This window comes from Bradyrhizobium sp. WSM4874, from assembly GCF_055811835.1.
Genome location: NZ_JBVVPR010000032.1, coordinates 1 through 15,035, shown reverse-complemented (window position 1 = coordinate 15,035; position 15,035 = coordinate 1). Strand labels below are relative to the sequence as shown.

Annotated in this window: 14 protein-coding genes; 9 read left to right on the top strand and 5 right to left on the bottom strand. The window is 63.5% G+C overall.

The annotated features are described in order from the left end of the window. Positions 1–46 precede the first annotated feature (46 nt). The gene (locus AC0L3P_RS27345) at positions 47–649 is read right to left on the bottom strand and encodes a TetR family transcriptional regulator (protein ID WP_018453285.1); all 603 of its coding nucleotides are present in this window, start codon (positions 647–649) and stop codon (positions 47–49) included. A 209-nt stretch (positions 650–858) separates the two neighbouring features. Between AC0L3P_RS27345 and AC0L3P_RS27340 the strand changes: the two genes are divergently transcribed. Both AC0L3P_RS27340 and AC0L3P_RS27335 read left to right on the top strand, forming a co-directional pair. Next, a complete protein-coding gene (locus AC0L3P_RS27340) occupies positions 859–2,031 on the top strand; it encodes an acetyl-CoA C-acetyltransferase (protein WP_275170962.1) in 1,173 nt (390 codons plus the stop codon). A 187-nt stretch (positions 2,032–2,218) separates the two neighbouring features. Further along, the gene (locus tag AC0L3P_RS27335; protein ID WP_473306709.1) at positions 2,219–3,763 is read left to right on the top strand and encodes an acyl-CoA synthetase; all 1,545 of its coding nucleotides are present in this window, start codon (positions 2,219–2,221) and stop codon (positions 3,761–3,763) included. A 16-nt stretch (positions 3,764–3,779) separates the two neighbouring features. Here the strand turns inward: AC0L3P_RS27335 and AC0L3P_RS27330 are convergent, their stop codons facing one another. Next, entirely contained in the window at positions 3,780–4,322 is a 543-nt protein-coding gene (locus AC0L3P_RS27330) for a methylated-DNA--[protein]-cysteine S-methyltransferase (RefSeq protein ID WP_473306707.1), read from the bottom strand. Between the two features lie 139 nt (positions 4,323–4,461). Here AC0L3P_RS27330 and AC0L3P_RS27325 point away from each other — a divergent pair, with 139 nt between their 5' ends. The 5 genes from AC0L3P_RS27325 (at position 4,462) to AC0L3P_RS27305 (ending at position 9,394) form a co-directional block, all read left to right on the top strand. Then, positions 4,462–5,280, top strand: coding sequence for an alpha/beta fold hydrolase (locus AC0L3P_RS27325; RefSeq protein WP_473306705.1), 819 nt, complete (start codon positions 4,462–4,464; stop codon positions 5,278–5,280). 2 nt (positions 5,281–5,282) lie between these two features. Continuing rightward, positions 5,283–6,095 (top strand): alpha/beta fold hydrolase, encoded by an 813-nt coding sequence (locus AC0L3P_RS27320; protein ID WP_473306703.1) that lies wholly within the window; start codon positions 5,283–5,285, stop codon positions 6,093–6,095. A gap of 189 nt (positions 6,096–6,284) precedes the next feature. Beyond that, positions 6,285–6,962 (top strand): GntR family transcriptional regulator, encoded by a 678-nt coding sequence (locus tag AC0L3P_RS27315; RefSeq protein WP_473306701.1) that lies wholly within the window; start codon positions 6,285–6,287, stop codon positions 6,960–6,962. Positions 6,963–7,099: 137 nt separating this feature from the next. Next, positions 7,100–7,900, top strand: coding sequence for a phytanoyl-CoA dioxygenase family protein (locus AC0L3P_RS27310; protein WP_473306698.1), 801 nt, complete (start codon positions 7,100–7,102; stop codon positions 7,898–7,900). Between the two features lie 165 nt (positions 7,901–8,065). Next, a complete protein-coding gene (locus tag AC0L3P_RS27305; protein WP_473306696.1) occupies positions 8,066–9,394 on the top strand; it encodes an NAD(P)H-dependent oxidoreductase in 1,329 nt (442 codons plus the stop codon). A gap of 161 nt (positions 9,395–9,555) precedes the next feature. Here the strand turns inward: AC0L3P_RS27305 and AC0L3P_RS27300 are convergent, their stop codons facing one another. Then, the gene (locus AC0L3P_RS27300) at positions 9,556–10,014 is read right to left on the bottom strand and encodes a hypothetical protein (protein ID WP_473306693.1); all 459 of its coding nucleotides are present in this window, start codon (positions 10,012–10,014) and stop codon (positions 9,556–9,558) included. A 1,040-nt stretch (positions 10,015–11,054) separates the two neighbouring features. Between AC0L3P_RS27300 and AC0L3P_RS27295 the strand changes: the two genes are divergently transcribed. Next, positions 11,055–11,273 (top strand): hypothetical protein, encoded by a 219-nt coding sequence (locus AC0L3P_RS27295; RefSeq protein ID WP_473306690.1) that lies wholly within the window; start codon positions 11,055–11,057, stop codon positions 11,271–11,273. Positions 11,274–11,382: 109 nt separating this feature from the next. On the opposite strand, the gene AC0L3P_RS27290 is transcribed toward AC0L3P_RS27295, so the two are convergent. Then, positions 11,383–12,468, bottom strand: coding sequence for an NAD-dependent epimerase/dehydratase family protein (locus tag AC0L3P_RS27290; RefSeq protein WP_473306687.1), 1,086 nt, complete (start codon positions 12,466–12,468; stop codon positions 11,383–11,385). Between the two features lie 302 nt (positions 12,469–12,770). On the opposite strand from AC0L3P_RS27290, the gene AC0L3P_RS27285 reads away from it, so the two are divergent. Then, complete coding sequence (locus AC0L3P_RS27285; protein WP_275170953.1) at positions 12,771–13,859, top strand: TRAP transporter substrate-binding protein; 1,089 nt, start codon at positions 12,771–12,773, stop codon at positions 13,857–13,859. Positions 13,860–14,097: 238 nt separating this feature from the next. Here AC0L3P_RS27285 and AC0L3P_RS27280 read toward each other — a convergent pair whose 3' ends face one another. Next, positions 14,098–14,688, bottom strand: a complete 591-nt coding sequence (locus tag AC0L3P_RS27280; RefSeq protein WP_473306684.1) for a hypothetical protein — start codon at positions 14,686–14,688, stop codon at positions 14,098–14,100. Between the last annotated feature and the right edge of the window lie 347 nt (positions 14,689–15,035).

Below are 15,035 nucleotides of genomic sequence, written 5' to 3'. Positions count from 1 at the left end.
CCTTTCCTTGGGCGTTTCTTCTCTAGACTTCTGCGTTCTGGCCGGATCATCCGGCCGCGGCAGCTTCCTCGATATTCGTGAGAATGCCGCCGCAGATCAGCGTTTCCATGTGCTTGATGTATTGCCGGCAAACGTCATCGGTGACCGGGCCGACGCCGGTCGCGCGTGACATCGCGTGCCGGCCGAAGAACAAATGATCGCAGGCGCCGATCAGGCTGGTGTAGAACAGCACCGGATCGGTCGCGCGGAATTCGCCCTGACTGACGCCTTCGGCGAGCAGGCGGCGGTGAAAGTCGAGCAGCGGTGCGACGAAGAATTTCGAGACTTCGTCCGCGGAGCCCGCGACGCTCTCGTGCAGCAGATAGTGGATCAGCCGGTTCATGTAGGGAAACCGGTGATAGGCGCGGATGATGCCGCCGATATGCAGCTTCAGCTTCGCGGTGGGCGTGATCGGCTGCGCCAGCAGATATTCGAGATTGGACAGTTCCGTTCCCGCGTCGCGCTCGAGCAGCGCCAACAGCAAGCCGTCCTTGTTGCCGAAGTGATATTTAACCAGCGCGGCGTTGGCGCCGGACTTCTGGGCGATGTCGCTCAGCGAAATCTCGATCGAGGAGCGTTCGATCATCAGCTCGCTCGCGGCCACGAGCAATTTCTCTGCCGTGGAATTCTTTCCGCTGGGGAGCCTGTTCGGTACGCTGGTAGTCACGGAGATCCCTGGTTTTGGCGCGAGAGCGGCCGCAGATAAGCCCAAGCAGCGCCTCCCCACAAGAGTTAATTGATCGATTGACTAAACAACCAGTCGCCCCTTAAATCCGCTCCGACAACCAACCGTTCAAAATAATCCAGGGAGAAACCGAAATGGCCGAGGCTTACATCGTCGCCGCTGCGCGTACCGCCGGTGGGCGCAAGGGGGGCCGCCTCGCCGGATGGCATCCGGCAGATCTCGCCGCGAAGGTCCTGAACGAGCTGGTCGATCGCACCAAAGTCGATCCCGCGCTGGTAGAGGACGTGATCATGGGCTGCGTGATGCAGGTCGGTGAGCAGTCCAACAACGTCGCGCGCAACGCGATCATGGCCTCGAAGCTGCCGGAGAGCGTGCCGGGCACCTCAATCGACCGCCAATGCGGCTCGTCGCAGCAGGCGCTGCACTTCGCAGCTCAGGCCGTGATGTCCGGCGCGATGGACGTGGTGATCGCCGCCGGCGTGGAATCGATGACGCGCGTGCCGATGGGCCTGTCGTCGCAGCTTCCCGCCAAGAACGGCTTTGGCAATTACAAGAGCCCGGGTATCGAGCAGCGTTATCCGAACATCGTGTTCAGCCAGTTCACCGGTGCCGAGATGATGGCCGAGAAGTACGGCCTCTCCAAGGACGAGCTCGACCAGTACTCCTACAACAGCCATCAGCGCGCGATCGCGGCGACGCAGGCCGGCCACTTCAAAAAGGAGATCGTGCCGCTCGAGATCACCCGCGCCGACGGCTCCAAGGACACCCACCACATCGACGAGGGTATCCGCTTCGACGCCACGCTCGACGGCATCAAGGGCGTCAAGCTGATCGCCGAGAACGGCAAGCTTTCCGCGGCCAGCGCCAGCCAGATCTGCGACGGCGCCTCCGGCGTGATGGTGGTGAACGAGCGTGGCCTCAAGCAGCTTGGCGTGAAGCCGCTGGCGCGCGTCCACCACATGACCATGATGGGGGGCGACCCCGTGATCATGCTCGATGCACCGCTGCACGCCACCAAGCGCGCACTGGAGAAGGCGGGCATGACGATCGACGACATCGACCTGTTCGAAGTCAACGAGGCCTTTGCCTCGGTGCCGACGGGGTGGCTGAAGACCACCGGCGCCGATCCGGAGCGTCTCAACGTCAATGGCGGGGCCATCGCGCTCGGCCATCCGCTCGGCGGCTCCGGCACCAAGCTGATGACGACGCTGGTGCATGCCCTGCATCAGCGCGGCAAGCGCTATGGCCTCCAGACCATGTGCGAAGGTGGTGGCATGGCCAACGTGACGATCGTGGAGCGGCTGTAAGCTGCTGCGTCGCTAATGGTGTCGTCCCGGCGAAGGCCGGGACCCATAACCACACGAGCCTGTGGTTAAGCTGCGCAGGGGCGACATCGCGTTCAACAATTTGGATCGGTGGCTATGGATCCCGGCCCCCCGTGCGCAATTGCGCACTAGGCCGGGATGACACCGTTTACGTTGCGAGATCTCGGCGATGACTCACCCCTCCATCCACGCCCGCGCCACACCCGACAAGATCGCCTATCAGATGGCCGGGACCGGCAAGGCGATCACCTATCGCGAGCTCGACGAGCTCTCGAACCGGGGCGCGCACCTTTTCCGCTCGCTCGGGCTGAAGGCCGGCGACCACATCGCGCTGCTGATGGAGAACCGCCTCGCCTTCATGGAGATCTGCTGGGCTGCGCAACGCAGCGGGCTCTATTACACCGCGATCAGCCGCTATCTGAAACAGGACGAGATCGACTACATTATCGCCGATTGCGGCGCCAAGGTCGTGATCACGACACCGAAATGCGCCGACCAGATCAAGGCCCTGATCAAGGGCGCACCCGGCGAGCCGGTCTTCTACATGATGGACGAGCCGCAGGCCGGCTTCCGCTCCTACGACAAAGAAGCCGCCGCGCAGCCGACAATGCCGATCGCCGACGAGGTCGCCGGCTATGACATGCTGTATTCGTCGGGCACCACCGGCCGGCCCAAGGGCATCAAGAAGGCGTTCGAGGGCAAGCCGATCGACGAGCCGAACGCGTTTCTGCGCGTGCTCTGCGCCAGCATGTGCGGCATGAACGCCGAGACTATCTATCTTTCACCGGCGCCGCTCTATCACGCGGCTCCGTTGCGCTTCAACATGATGGCGGTCGTGCTCGGCGGCACCTCCATCATCATGGAGCACTTTGACGCCGAAGATTTCCTGAAGCTGGTCGAAAAATACAAGGTGACGCAGTCACAGCTCGTGCCGACCATGTTCGTGCGCATGCTGAAGCTGCCGGACGAGGTCCGTAACTGCCACGACGTCTCGACGCTGAAGGGCGCGATCCACGCCGCCGCGCCCTGCCCGGTCGAAGTCAAGGCCAAGATGATCGAATGGTGGGGGTCGATCCTGATCGAGTATTACGCGGGCTCCGAAGGCAACGGCGTCACCGTCTGCAACTCGAAAGAATGGCTGGAGCACCGCGGCAGCGTCGGCCGCGCCGTAGTCGGCAAAATCAAGATTCTGGACGAGAACGACGAGGAGCAGCCGATAGGCGAGATTGGCACGGTCTATTTCGCCGATGCGCCGGTTTTCACCTATCACAACGATCCCGAGAAGACGAAGAAGGCCTACAACGCAAAAGGCTGGTCGACGCTCGGCGACGTCGGATATCTCGACAGTGACGGCTTTCTCTTTCTCACCGACCGCAAGTCCTACATGATCATCTCCGGCGGCGTGAACATCTACCCGCAGGAGACCGAGGACGTGCTCATCACCCACCCGGAGGTCGCCGACGTCGCCGTGTTCGGCGTGCCGAACGAGGAGATGGGCGAAGAGGTCAAGGCGGTGGTGCAGCCGCACGATCCCAAGCGCGCCGGCAGGGAGCTAGAGGCCGACCTGATCGCCTACTGCAAGAGCCGCCTCTCGACCATCAAATGCCCGCGCTCGATCGATTTCGAGGCCGAGCTGCCGCGCACGCCCACCGGCAAGCTGGTGAAGCGGCATTTGCGCGACAAATATTGGCCGAAGGCGGCGGCGAAGATCTAACCGCCGCCGCATCGCCTCAATCAAACAAGCTCGGCGTGTGGTTCACCAGCGCGCCTTCGATCTCCAGCATCTTCAGCTTCGTCACCACGCCGCCATTCGCCGAGAAGCCGCCGGGCTTGTTGCCAGCCGCCAGCACGCGATGGCAGGGCACGACAATGGGACATGGGTTGCGGCCGAGCGCCTGGCCGACCTCGCGCGACAGCTCGACACCGCCGAGTTGCTTGGCGATGTCGCCATAGGTGACGGTCTTTCCCGGCGGAATGGTGCGGGCGATCGCGTAGACGCCGCGGTTGAAATCGGGCACGCCATCGAGATCGAGCGGGATGTCGGCGAGATCATCCGGCTCGCCCGCGAGCAGCTTTGTGATGCGGTCGATCGCCTGCTGCACTTCGGCGGTCGGCTCGGCTTCGCTCGCGTCGGCATGGCGCTGGCTGATGCGGGTGCGGATCTTCTGCTCACCGCCCATCGGCAGTTGCGTGCCGTTGATGCCGCGCGGACCCCAGGCAATGGCGCACAGGCCGATCTTGCTATCGAACAGGGCAAAATGCTGGTCAGTCATGGCTTGGTCCCTGGCTTGCGTTCCCTCGCATGCCCCCAATGTGAACTGAGCCCAAATCTAGGCTTGGAAATAGTTGCGATCCACCCGGTTTCCGGGAATCTTGCACAGGAGTTCCGCCTCCCCTTTTCGCGAGCCCAGAATGCAGAGCCTCCATGTCAACGGATACGACATGCCCTATCTCGACGTGGGCGAAGACCGGGGCCGGCCGCCGCTGGTCTGCGTTCACGGTTCGCTCAACGACTTCCGCGTCTGGGGCTGCGCGCTCGGGCCGCTGACGCAGCGGCACCGGGTGATTGCCGTCAGCCTGCGGCACTTCTTCCCGGCGCAATGGGATGGCGTTGGCGACACCTATTCGATCGCCCAACATGTCGACGACGTCATCGCCTTCATCGACAAGCTCGACCTCGGCCCGGTCGATTTGATGGGCCATTCCCGCGGCGGGCACATCTGCTTCCGTGTGGCGCAGCGGCGGCCGGAGCTGCTTCGGCGGCTGGTGCTGGCCGAGCCCGGCGGCGAGCTCGATGCGAGCCTCGACCCCGATTATGCCGGCGGCCCCTCGCCGCTGCTGGCGCGGTTCACCGCCTCGGCCGAGAAGATCGCGGCCGGCGACGTCGACGGCGGCCTTGCGGTCTTCGTCGACACGCTTGAAGGCGCCGGCACCTGGCCGCGGCTGCCGGCGCTGGTGAAGCAGAATCTGCGTGACAACGCCTTCACGCTGATCGGCCAGGTCCGCGACAACCGCCCGCCATTCTCGAAGGCCGACGCGGCGTCCATCAAGATGCCGACGCTGTTCGTCCTGGGCGCGCGCACCAAGGGCCTGCTGCCGAAAGTACTGCATGCGCTCGCGGCGCATGTGCCGTATTCCAGGACGGCGGTCATCCCGAACGCAACGCACCCGATGTTCGAGCAGGCGCCGCAGAGATACTCCGAAGTGGTGCTGGATTTCCTGGCGGGCTGATCATGCAGACATTTCGCGTCAATGGTTACGACATGGCCTATCTCGAAGTCGGGGAGGGCCAGCCGCTGGTCTGCGTGCACGGCACGCTCGGCGATTTCCGCACTTGGTATTCAGTGCTCGGCCCCCTGTCGAAATCGCATCGCGTGATCTCGGTCAGCCTGCGGCATTTCTTTCCCGAGCATTGGGATGGCGTTGGCGACGACTACAAGATGGCCCAGCACGTCGCCGATGTGATCGCTTTCATCGAGCAGGTCGAACCCGCGCCGGTCGATTTGATGGGCCATTCGCGCGGCGGCCACATCGCCTTTCGCGTGGCCCAAGCGCGGCCGGATCTGTTGCGCAAGCTGGTGCTGGCCGAGCCCGGCGGCGATCTCGATGCCGGCCTGCCGGTGCCTGCAGGCACGCCCGCGCATCCGCCGCTGGCCGCGCGCACGGCGCGCTCGGTCGAGATGATCCGCGCCGGCGACATCGAGGGCGCGCTGCAGAACTTCTACGAAGGCATCGAAGGCGACGGTTCGTGGCGGCGCGTGCCGGCGGCGGCGAAGCAGCAATTGCGCGACAACGCGATCACCTTCCTCGGCCAGATCAACGAGCAGCGCAGGCCCTACACGCTCGCGGACGCGCAGGCGATCAGGACCCCGACGCTGCTGATCGGCGGCGGCGCGACGACGGGGAGCCTGTCGGTGATGTGGCGTGTGCTGGCCGAGCACATCGCCGGGGCGAAGACGGCCGTGACCCCCAATGCCGGCCACTGGATGTTCGAGCAGGCACCGCTGGAGTTCGGGGAGGCGGTGGACGCGTTTCTCGCGGACTGAGCGGGCTCACACTCTTTTCCTCGAAAACAACCCCATGCACAGTAGCCGACCTCAGCAATATCAATGACTTGGCGGAGCGAAAAAACGGGGTTGTACGCCCCGTTGGTCGCGCTTGACGCCTTTATCCTCTCACCGTATCTTCGAATACGGAATTCCGTATTCCCTGTCACGGCTCTTGGAGCTGCCGGCGTGATCCCTCTCGACCCGCTTCCGAACCTGATCGACCAGGTCTATGCGCGGATCCTGGAGGCGATCTCCGACCGCACGCTGCAGCCCGGCCAGCGCATCCGGCAGAACGAGCTCGCCGACAGGCTCGGCGTGTCGCGCCAGCCGGTGTCGCATGCGCTGCACCTGTTGCACCGGCAGGGGCTGGTCGCCGAGAGCGGCCGGCGTGGCTTTGAAGTCACCCAGCTCGATCCCGCACGCATCCGCCAGCTCTACGAGGTGCGCGGCGCGATCGATGCGTTGGCGGCGCGGCTTGCCGGCGAACGCGCCGCAACCGATGCGGCGGGACGCGCGCGGCTGGAGGCGGCGCTCGCCGCCGGGCGCGGGATCGACGGCAAGACCACGCTCGCCGAGCTGATCGCGCTCGACGTCGAGTTTCATCGCGCGATCTATCGGCTCGCCGGCAATCCCGTGATCGAGGAGACGATTGCACCGCAATGGCCGCACATGCGCCGCTCGATGGCGACGGTGCTGTCCGAGCTCGATTATCGCGGCAGCGCCTGGGCCGAGCATGCCGACATTGCCGGACACATTCTCACGGGCGATGCGAAGGCGGCCGAACGCGCGGCGCTTGCACATGCGCAGACGGCAGGACGGCTGACCGAAGAGAGATTGAGGGCGACGGAAGAGGCGGCGGCGTAGGTCACGATCTCCGTCGCCGTCATGGCCGGGCTTGACCCGGCCATCCACGACTTTGTTCGACGCTGGAAGAACGTGGATGCCCGGGACAAGCCTGGGCATGACGAGAGAGAAAAAACGACAAAACAGGAGGATGACCCATGAAACTGTCCCAGGAGCAATTGGAGTTCTTCCACCGCGAGGGCTGGCTGTTCCTGCCCGAATTGTTCAGCCAGGAGGAGGTCGATCTCCTCGCGCGCGAGGCGGTCGGCATCTATGACGCGAACCGGCCGGAAGTCTGGCGCGAGAAGAGCGGCGCGCCGCGCACCGCCTTTGCCGCGCATCTCTACAACGAGGCGTTCGGCATCCTGGGTGCGCATCCGCGCATGATCGACCCGGTCGAGCAATTGTTCGGCGAGCAGGTCTACATGCACCAGTTCAAGATCAACGCAAAATCCGCCTTCACCGGCGACGTCTGGCAATGGCACCAGGACTACGGCACCTGGAAGCGCGACGACGGCATGCCCGAGCCGCGCGCGATGAACATCGCGATCTTCCTGGACGAGGTGATGCCGATCAACGGCCCGCTGATGCTGGTACCGCAGAGCCAGAACGCCGGCGACCTCAAGGCCTCGCACGACCTCGCGACGACCTCCTATCCGCTGTGGACGCTGGACGAGGAGACCGTGACGCGCCTCGTCAAGCAGGGCGGCATCGTGGCGCCGACGGGCAAGCCGGGCGGCATGCTGATGTTCCACGGTAATCTCGTGCATGGCTCTAGCGGCAACATCACGCCTTATCCGCGCAAGATCGTGTACCTGACGCTGAACGCGGTCTCGAACTACATCCGCACCCCGACGCGGCCGGAGTACATTGCGCATCGCGACTTCGCACCGATCAAGACGGTGGAGGACGACGCCCTGGTGCGGCTCGCCCGTGCGCCGCGGCAGGCGGCGGAGTAAGCGTAGTCGTGCAAACATCTCAGGCGTCATGCCCGGGCTTGTCCCGGGCATCCACGTCTTGACACGATCGCCAGCAGTAAGACGTGGATGGCCGGGTCAAGCCCGGCCATGACGAACTGATAGAGACACGCGCCTCACGAATTTCTGTATCACCGGACCATCCCCATGAATCTCTTCCGCCTCCTCCAGGCCCGCGCTGCCGCCGGCAAGCCCGTCCGTGTCGCGCTGATCGGCGCCGGAAAATTCGGTTCGATGTTTCTGGCGCAGGTGCCACACACGCCGGGACTGGAGGTGCCCATCATTGTCGATATCGATCGCGACCGCGCGCGCGAGGCCTGCCGCACCGTCGGATGGGACGAGAACCGCATCGCCGCCACCGTTTTCACCGATGACGGCGCGCGCGCCATTGCCGGTGGCGCGATGGACGTGGTGGTGGAGGCGACCGGCAATCCGGCCGTCGGCATCAGGCACGCCCGCGCGGCGATCGCGGCCGGCAAGCATATCGTGATGGTCAATGTCGAGGCCGACGTGCTGGCGGGTCCGCTGCTCGCCGAGGAAGCCCGCAAGGCCGGCGTGGTCTATTCGCTTGCCTATGGCGACCAGCCGGCGCTGACCGCGGAGATGGTGGATTGGGCCCGCGCCACCGGCTTTCACGTCGTTGCCGCAGGCAAGGGGACGAAATATCTGCCGGCCTATCACGACGTGACGCCGGATGGCGTCTGGCAGCATTACGGGCTGACCGCGGGCGAGGCGCAATCGGCCGGCATGAATCCGCAGATGTTCAACTCCTTCCTCGACGGCACCAAATCGGCGATCGAGATGGCCGCGATTGCGAACGCCTGCGGACTGGACGTGCCTGCGGAGGGTCTGCTGTTTCCACCCTGCGGCGTCGACGACCTCCCGCACATCATGCGGCCGCGCAGCAGGGGCGGCGTGCTGGAGCGATCGGGCGTCGTGGAGGTGGTCTCTTCGCTCGAGCGCGACGGAAGGCCGGTGTTTCGCGATCTGCGCTGGGGCGTTTACGTCGTGCTGGAGGCGCCGAACGACTACGCCGCCGACTGCTTCAGGCAATACGGCCTCAAGACCGACGGCAGCGGGCGGTACGCGGCGATGTACAAGCCCTATCATCTGATCGGCCTCGAGCTGAACATCTCGGTGCTGTCGGCAGCGCTACGGGGCGAGCCGACCGGGCAGCCCCACGGCTTCCGTGGCGACGTCGCCGCCGTGGCAAAACGCAACCTGCGCGCCGGCGAGATGCTGGACGGCGAAGGCGGCTACACGGTGTGGGGCAAGCTGGTGCCGGCGGCCGCGAGCCTCAAGGCCGGCGCGCTGCCGATCGGGCTGGCGCATCGGCTGAAGCTGAAGCACGACGTGGCCCATGGCGAGATCGTGCGCTGGAGCGACATCGAGTTTGACGCAGGCAACGAGACGGTCAAGACGCGGAAGGCCATGGAAGCTGCGTTCGTCAGCGCTGATCAGGCGACGCACTCATAATTCGAGATTGGTGCGGCCTGAGCGATGTCCGCTGGCCGACGCTTTGCGGACTCAAGCTGAACATCGATTCAGGTCAGCTATGGGCTACAAGCCGACAGGCCTTCTGCTGTGGTCGGAGCCATTTTGGGCAAGCATCGGCGTCACGCCTTATGGGAACAAAGCTAGTGGAAATCCCACGGTGAATCCTGTCTGGAAGGCCCCCACGCATACGCCTCCTCGGGGCTGTCGAAGGGGCGGATCATCGGCTCCGAGAAGCCGAGCACCTCATAGCAGTACTCGCTACCGACGAAGGAGAAATGTCGTGGCTTCCGTCCGACTGGATCGGTCGCGGCGTATGCTTTCAGCAGTGCGGAATTTACCGCCTCCTTGATATCAACGCCGCCGTCGTACATTCCCGCCCTATCCCCGTGATCGGCTACCGAGTAGATCATTTCATCGAAACCCGCATAAATCTCGCAGGACATTTCGATGCCATAAGCGCGACGACTGGGATTTGGTGCCACGACAATGAGGTAGAGCACGCCACGCCAAAGGCCTTGGTCGAAAACATAAGGCGGGCGTTCGATACCATCGATAATCGACGCATATTGCCGCCATTTAAGAGTGGGATCGGGGAACAAGCCGCCTCCATGCTACATCTGAAGTTCACATGATAGCGGAACGTGAGATGTCCGCTACGGGTCAAAAGCGTCGGCCGGACGCTGGGCTGCAATTTTTCGGTCTCCCCTTCTGAACCTACATGTTGCGGCACCGCTTTAACGGCAGCGAAGGTTCACAAGGCGACATTGCCGGCTCGTCTTGATGTACAAGGGATCCTGAATCGGCAAAGGGCCAAGACGCTTGGGCATAAACGGACAATCACCTGCGTTGGCGGGGCTCCGGTGTGACGCATTCGTGTGTGAGGGGTTTGCTCAAAACGGAGCGCTCATAGCAAACGCCAATGTCGTTCACGTCTGCTTCGCGGGCGTTTGGCACAAACTCGTTCTCGACTGCGGCTTGATAATCTGGCGGCAATCGGAGGGGCAGCCGACCCCGTGGGGCGTTGCGAGCGAGGGTTGGGAATATCCTCACGTAGATGTGGGTGCCATTTCTGGCGTCATCGGCCTTCGTCTCAGAGAATATCGGATGGAAACCATTGCTGCCGGAGGCAAGGTCGTCTTCCTGTTCGAAGGCGGGCGCACAATTACCATCATCGATGAAAACGACCAATCAAACTTCCGCGTAGATTGAAGCAATCGCTTGGTCCGCTGTGGGTCAAAAGCTGCGGTCGAGGCAAGTTCATGTGGCGACCGCATTTATCATGGACAGCGGACTTAAGGGCGGCTGAGGCGGCCGTCGGCTTAGGGCCATAGGCTGCAACGATTGTCAGATTCCAGCACAATGCCGCTGGCGTTTCCACCGCTGATCGTTCTCGGGCAGCGGGCGGCGCCATTGGTTTTTGCCGGTAAATCGTGGGGAACCACGTTGCAATCCCTTGAAACGGATGACTTTCCGCGCCACCTTGCGCGACCCTAGCGGCTTTGGCCTTATAGGGCAGCGACTCGGCCCAAGCCGATTCGCGCATGGAAAAGCCGAGCACACTTCGCAGGCGGGCTCGGCTTTCCGTGATGTTCTCAAAGGGCATGCTTTCGCATGCCCGTCACCACATGGAGACCTTAGCGTGGCTACTCCCCTCGTTCAAGACAACCGACCCCGCAAAACCCAGTTCACTTTCGACGAAGCTGTTGACGTCTGGCTGCGCCGCTGGAGCGGCCAATATCACCACGAAATCGCCGCAGCCTACGTGATCAATTGGGGCCGCGTCAGCGACGTGCTGAAAGAGGAAACGCACGCCGGCAGCAAGCAAGAAGCTACGCGGCGGATCGGGCGCACGGCTTAAATCCACTTCGGATTACGACGAGAGAGCGGCGCATTCGCGCGCCGCTTTCCTCGTACCCAGTCGATGAGCTACTTGAAAACGATCCCGATATATCGGCTTTGGTTCTCCATCAGGGAAGCAGCCGCTCTTCCTTCGCCTGCCTGAACCACTTCCGGAACATGTCCTCGGTGTCCATCATCTCGGTGAAGCCGGCGCGGTTGATCTTCACGGTCGAGACGATCGAGGGCGGACCGGATTCGGTCTGGCCGTAGCGCAGGCTGTAATCGGCATATTGGAACGAGAGGCCGACGAATTCGGCCAGCGCGGGCGATATGAGGTCGTGCTTGTGCCGCAGCGCATCCCAGGGGCCGACCCAGGATGGAAACGCCCTGGCGAGCGACAGCGGGACCGGCTTGCCCGGCTTCATCTCGAGAGCATCGGCGACCGCAGGCCAGATGTTCTCCCAGGTGAAGACGTCGCCATTGGTCACGTTGAAGGCCTCGTTGCGTGCGGTCTCGGCCTCGCCCGACCAGGCGATGGCGCGGGCGAGGAGATCGACATCGACGGCCTGCGCGACGCGCGCGGCGCCGCCGGGAAAATCGAGCGGCCTGCCCTGCTCGCGCAGCATCGCGGCATAGACGCCGAGCGGCGGAATCAAATCCATGGCGCCGCCCATGGCGAGGCCGACGATCAGCACCGGCCGCAGGATGCTCCAGTGCCAAGCCTTGCCGGTTTGGAGTTCGCGCAAGAAGCTTTCCTGCGCCCAGTAGAAGTTGGGCTGCTCGTACATTTCGGAGCGGCCTTCGCGGGCTGGCACGGTCAAGGGGCGCACGTGAACGCCGTAGGCCTTGGTGCCCTGCAGCAGAGCGACGTGCCTGAGGCCGGGCGCCACAGGCTCGAGGGCCCCCATCAGATTGCGCAGCATCAGGTCGTTGGTCTTGATCTGCTGCGGGTCGCGCCAGCCGTCGACGAGCTGCGGCGCCTCATAGAGCGCCGCGTAGATCAGATGCGTGGCGCCGCTCAGTTCCGAAGCGGCGCGCCCGCAATCCGCTGCGCTGGTCAGGTCGATCGGGACATGGCGAGCGCCGTAGAGATCGCGCGGCTTCCGCCGGGACAGGGCAATGACATCGCACCCGCCCGCTATGCCGAAGTGTCGCAACGCGGCATTGCCGACGAGACCGCTCGCTCCGGCAACTACGACCTTTTTGCCTGTCATTCGCAACCCTCCCGGTTTTTGCGTGAGTGAATAGCAGATCATTGACAGGCACGACTTGCGTCACGCCGGCGTTCGCACCTGCGAGGCGCCCATGAGACTTGAGACGTGGGACTTGATTCCGGCGAAGCGCCCGGTCATCCTCACCCGCGGAACCGCAACGATCGGAATTCCATCTTCGAGTGCCCTCAAGGGCCGTTCGGAAACGCCACAACGTCTCAACAGAAAACGTCGAGCGTCGACGAAGACAAGACGACACCAAGATCGTTCCCTGGTCGAAGCATCGACTTAACGGAGGGAAGCGCATGGAACGTCGTAAATTCCTGACGGCAGGCGGATTGGGCCTGGCCGCGAGTGCTGTCGCTGCGCCGGCGATCGCGCAGTCGATGCCCGAGATCAAATGGCGATATGCCGCGAGCTGGCCGAAGGCGCTCGATACGCTCTACGGCGGCTGCGAGTATTTCGCCAAGCGCGTTGCCGAGATCACCGACAATCGTTTCCAGATCCAGCCATTCGCCGCGGGCGAGATCGTGCCGGGCCTGCAGGTGCTCGACGCCGTCGCGAACGGCACGGTCGAGATGGGCAACACCGCGCTGTATTATTACTGGGGCAAGAACCCCGCTTTCACGTTCGGCACGTCGCTGCCGTTCGGCTTGAACACGCGCCAGCACATTTCGTGGCTGCAGTGGGGCGGCGGCCAGGACCTGATCAATGGGCTGCTGAAGGAATACAACACCATCGGCATTCCGACGGGGTCCACCGGCGCGCAGATGGGCGGCTGGTTTCGGAAGGAGATCAAGTCGATCGACGATCTCAAGGGCCTGAAATTCCGGGTTGGCGGCTTTGCCGGCACGATCATCGCCAAGGTCGGCGGTGTGCCGCAGCAGATCGCGGCGGGCGATATCTATCCCGCGCTGGAGAAGGGCACGCTCGATGCCGCCGAATGGGTCGGGCCCTATGACGACGAGAAGCTCGGCTTCGTGAAGGTTGCGAAGTACTATTACTATCCCGGTTGGTGGGAAGGCACCGGCCAGGGTCACAACATCATCAATCTCGACAAGTGGAACACGCTGCCGAAGCACTACCAGGCCGCGGTCGATGCCGCGTCGCGCGATACCTTCACCTGGGTGACCGGCAAATACGATTACGTCAATCCGCCGGCGCTGAAGCGTCTGCTGGTAGCCGGTGCGATCCTCAAGCCGTTCCCGCAGGAAGTGTTGGAAAGCTGCTATGGCGCCGCCAACGAGATCTACGCCGATCTCGCCAAGACCAACCCGCATTTCGGCAAGATGTATGCGAGCCTCACGGCTTTCCGCAGCGAATCGCTGGCCTGGATGCAGGTCGCCGAGCTGAGCTTCGACAGCTTCATGATGCGGATGCGGACGCGGACGTGAGGCGCTGAGCGACGTCTGAGGTTGGAAACGACGAAAGCCCCGGAGATGTCTCCGGGGCTTTTTGTTACGGCGGTGGCGGGGTTAAGCGAAAGCTCGCGTCACCAAAGGTGTCATCGCCCGGCCTGACCGGGCGATCCAGTATCCAGAGGCCCGCGATGGAGCTTGCGCTCATCGCATCCGCTGCGGCGTACTGGATGCCCCGGTCAAGCCGGGGCATGACAGCGGTGAGAGGAGAGGTTCAATTCTCATCGTCACCCAGCGCCGCGACCAGCTTGTCGTAGTACTTGCCGACGAGATCGATATTGGCCTTGTTCTCGATCTCCGGCGCCGGCGTCTTCAGCGCTTCGTTGAGCTCGTCGAGCGCTTCCTTCTTGTCTTTGGCCGGCATCTTCTTGTCGGCCTGGACCTGCGCGATCTGCGCCTTGATCACGGCTTCGGTGCCGACATATTTCTTGGTCGCGGGATCAAAGCCGCCGAGCACGAGGCTGATATTGTCGACGACGTTGTTGTAATCATCGTAGCTGGCAAAGCCATTCTTCTTGGCGACGCCTTCGAGCTGGCCGATCACCTTCTGGTCGGGCGCGGTGTTCTCGGGCAGTTTTTCCGTGATCGCATCCATGTCCTTCTGCGCGGCGAGCACGCCGTCGAGTCGCTTGTCGGTCAGCGCGATCTGCTTCAGCGCCGGAGCCTGCGCGGGCGCGGTCTGCTGTGCCGGCGCCGGTTGCTGCTTGGCCTGCGCGAGCGCGGTGCCGGGCGATGCAAGCGTTGCTGCGGACAGCAGGCACGCGACGCCAAGCGCGGTGAGGGCGGGACGAAGCAAGGCTGGCATGGAGGTCTCCTCGGATCTTTGATTGGCAGGGCTCAGAGCCGGAATCGGATTATCGGTCCCCGCGTGAATGCCTCATGAACTTCCGCCTGTCCGCTTTCAACTCGACGAGAGCGCGGACATGGATGCAGCGGGCATCTAGCGCCGGCTTTCGGCGGCTCAGTCGCCATCCATGCTGAACGCGGATCGTGACGGAAAGATGCAAGGGGCGCGGCCCCGCGGCGGACGACAAACGCCGCGCACAAACAAAAAAACGCCGCCTCCCGAAGGAAGCGGCGTTTTCGTATTCGAACATCGAAAGAGGAGAATTTCTTGTCCTTGGCAGGCCTGGCAGCGACCTACTCTCCCAG

Coding starts and splice junctions, on each gene's coding strand:
- AC0L3P_RS27335 (WP_473306709.1), top strand. CDS start 2,219: ATGACTCACCCCTCCATCCACGCCCGCGCCACACCCGACAAGATCGCC.
- AC0L3P_RS27305 (WP_473306696.1), top strand. CDS start 8,066: ATGAATCTCTTCCGCCTCCTCCAGGCCCGCGCTGCCGCCGGCAAGCCC.
- AC0L3P_RS27310 (WP_473306698.1), top strand. CDS start 7,100: ATGAAACTGTCCCAGGAGCAATTGGAGTTCTTCCACCGCGAGGGCTGG.
- AC0L3P_RS27320 (WP_473306703.1), top strand. CDS start 5,283: ATGCAGACATTTCGCGTCAATGGTTACGACATGGCCTATCTCGAAGTC.
- AC0L3P_RS27340 (WP_275170962.1), top strand. CDS start 859: ATGGCCGAGGCTTACATCGTCGCCGCTGCGCGTACCGCCGGTGGGCGC.
- AC0L3P_RS27330 (WP_473306707.1), bottom strand. CDS start 4,322: ATGACTGACCAGCATTTTGCCCTGTTCGATAGCAAGATCGGCCTGTGC.
- AC0L3P_RS27325 (WP_473306705.1), top strand. CDS start 4,462: ATGCAGAGCCTCCATGTCAACGGATACGACATGCCCTATCTCGACGTG.
- AC0L3P_RS27285 (WP_275170953.1), top strand. CDS start 12,771: ATGGAACGTCGTAAATTCCTGACGGCAGGCGGATTGGGCCTGGCCGCG.
- AC0L3P_RS27280 (WP_473306684.1), bottom strand. CDS start 14,688: ATGCCAGCCTTGCTTCGTCCCGCCCTCACCGCGCTTGGCGTCGCGTGC.
- AC0L3P_RS27290 (WP_473306687.1), bottom strand. CDS start 12,468: ATGACAGGCAAAAAGGTCGTAGTTGCCGGAGCGAGCGGTCTCGTCGGC.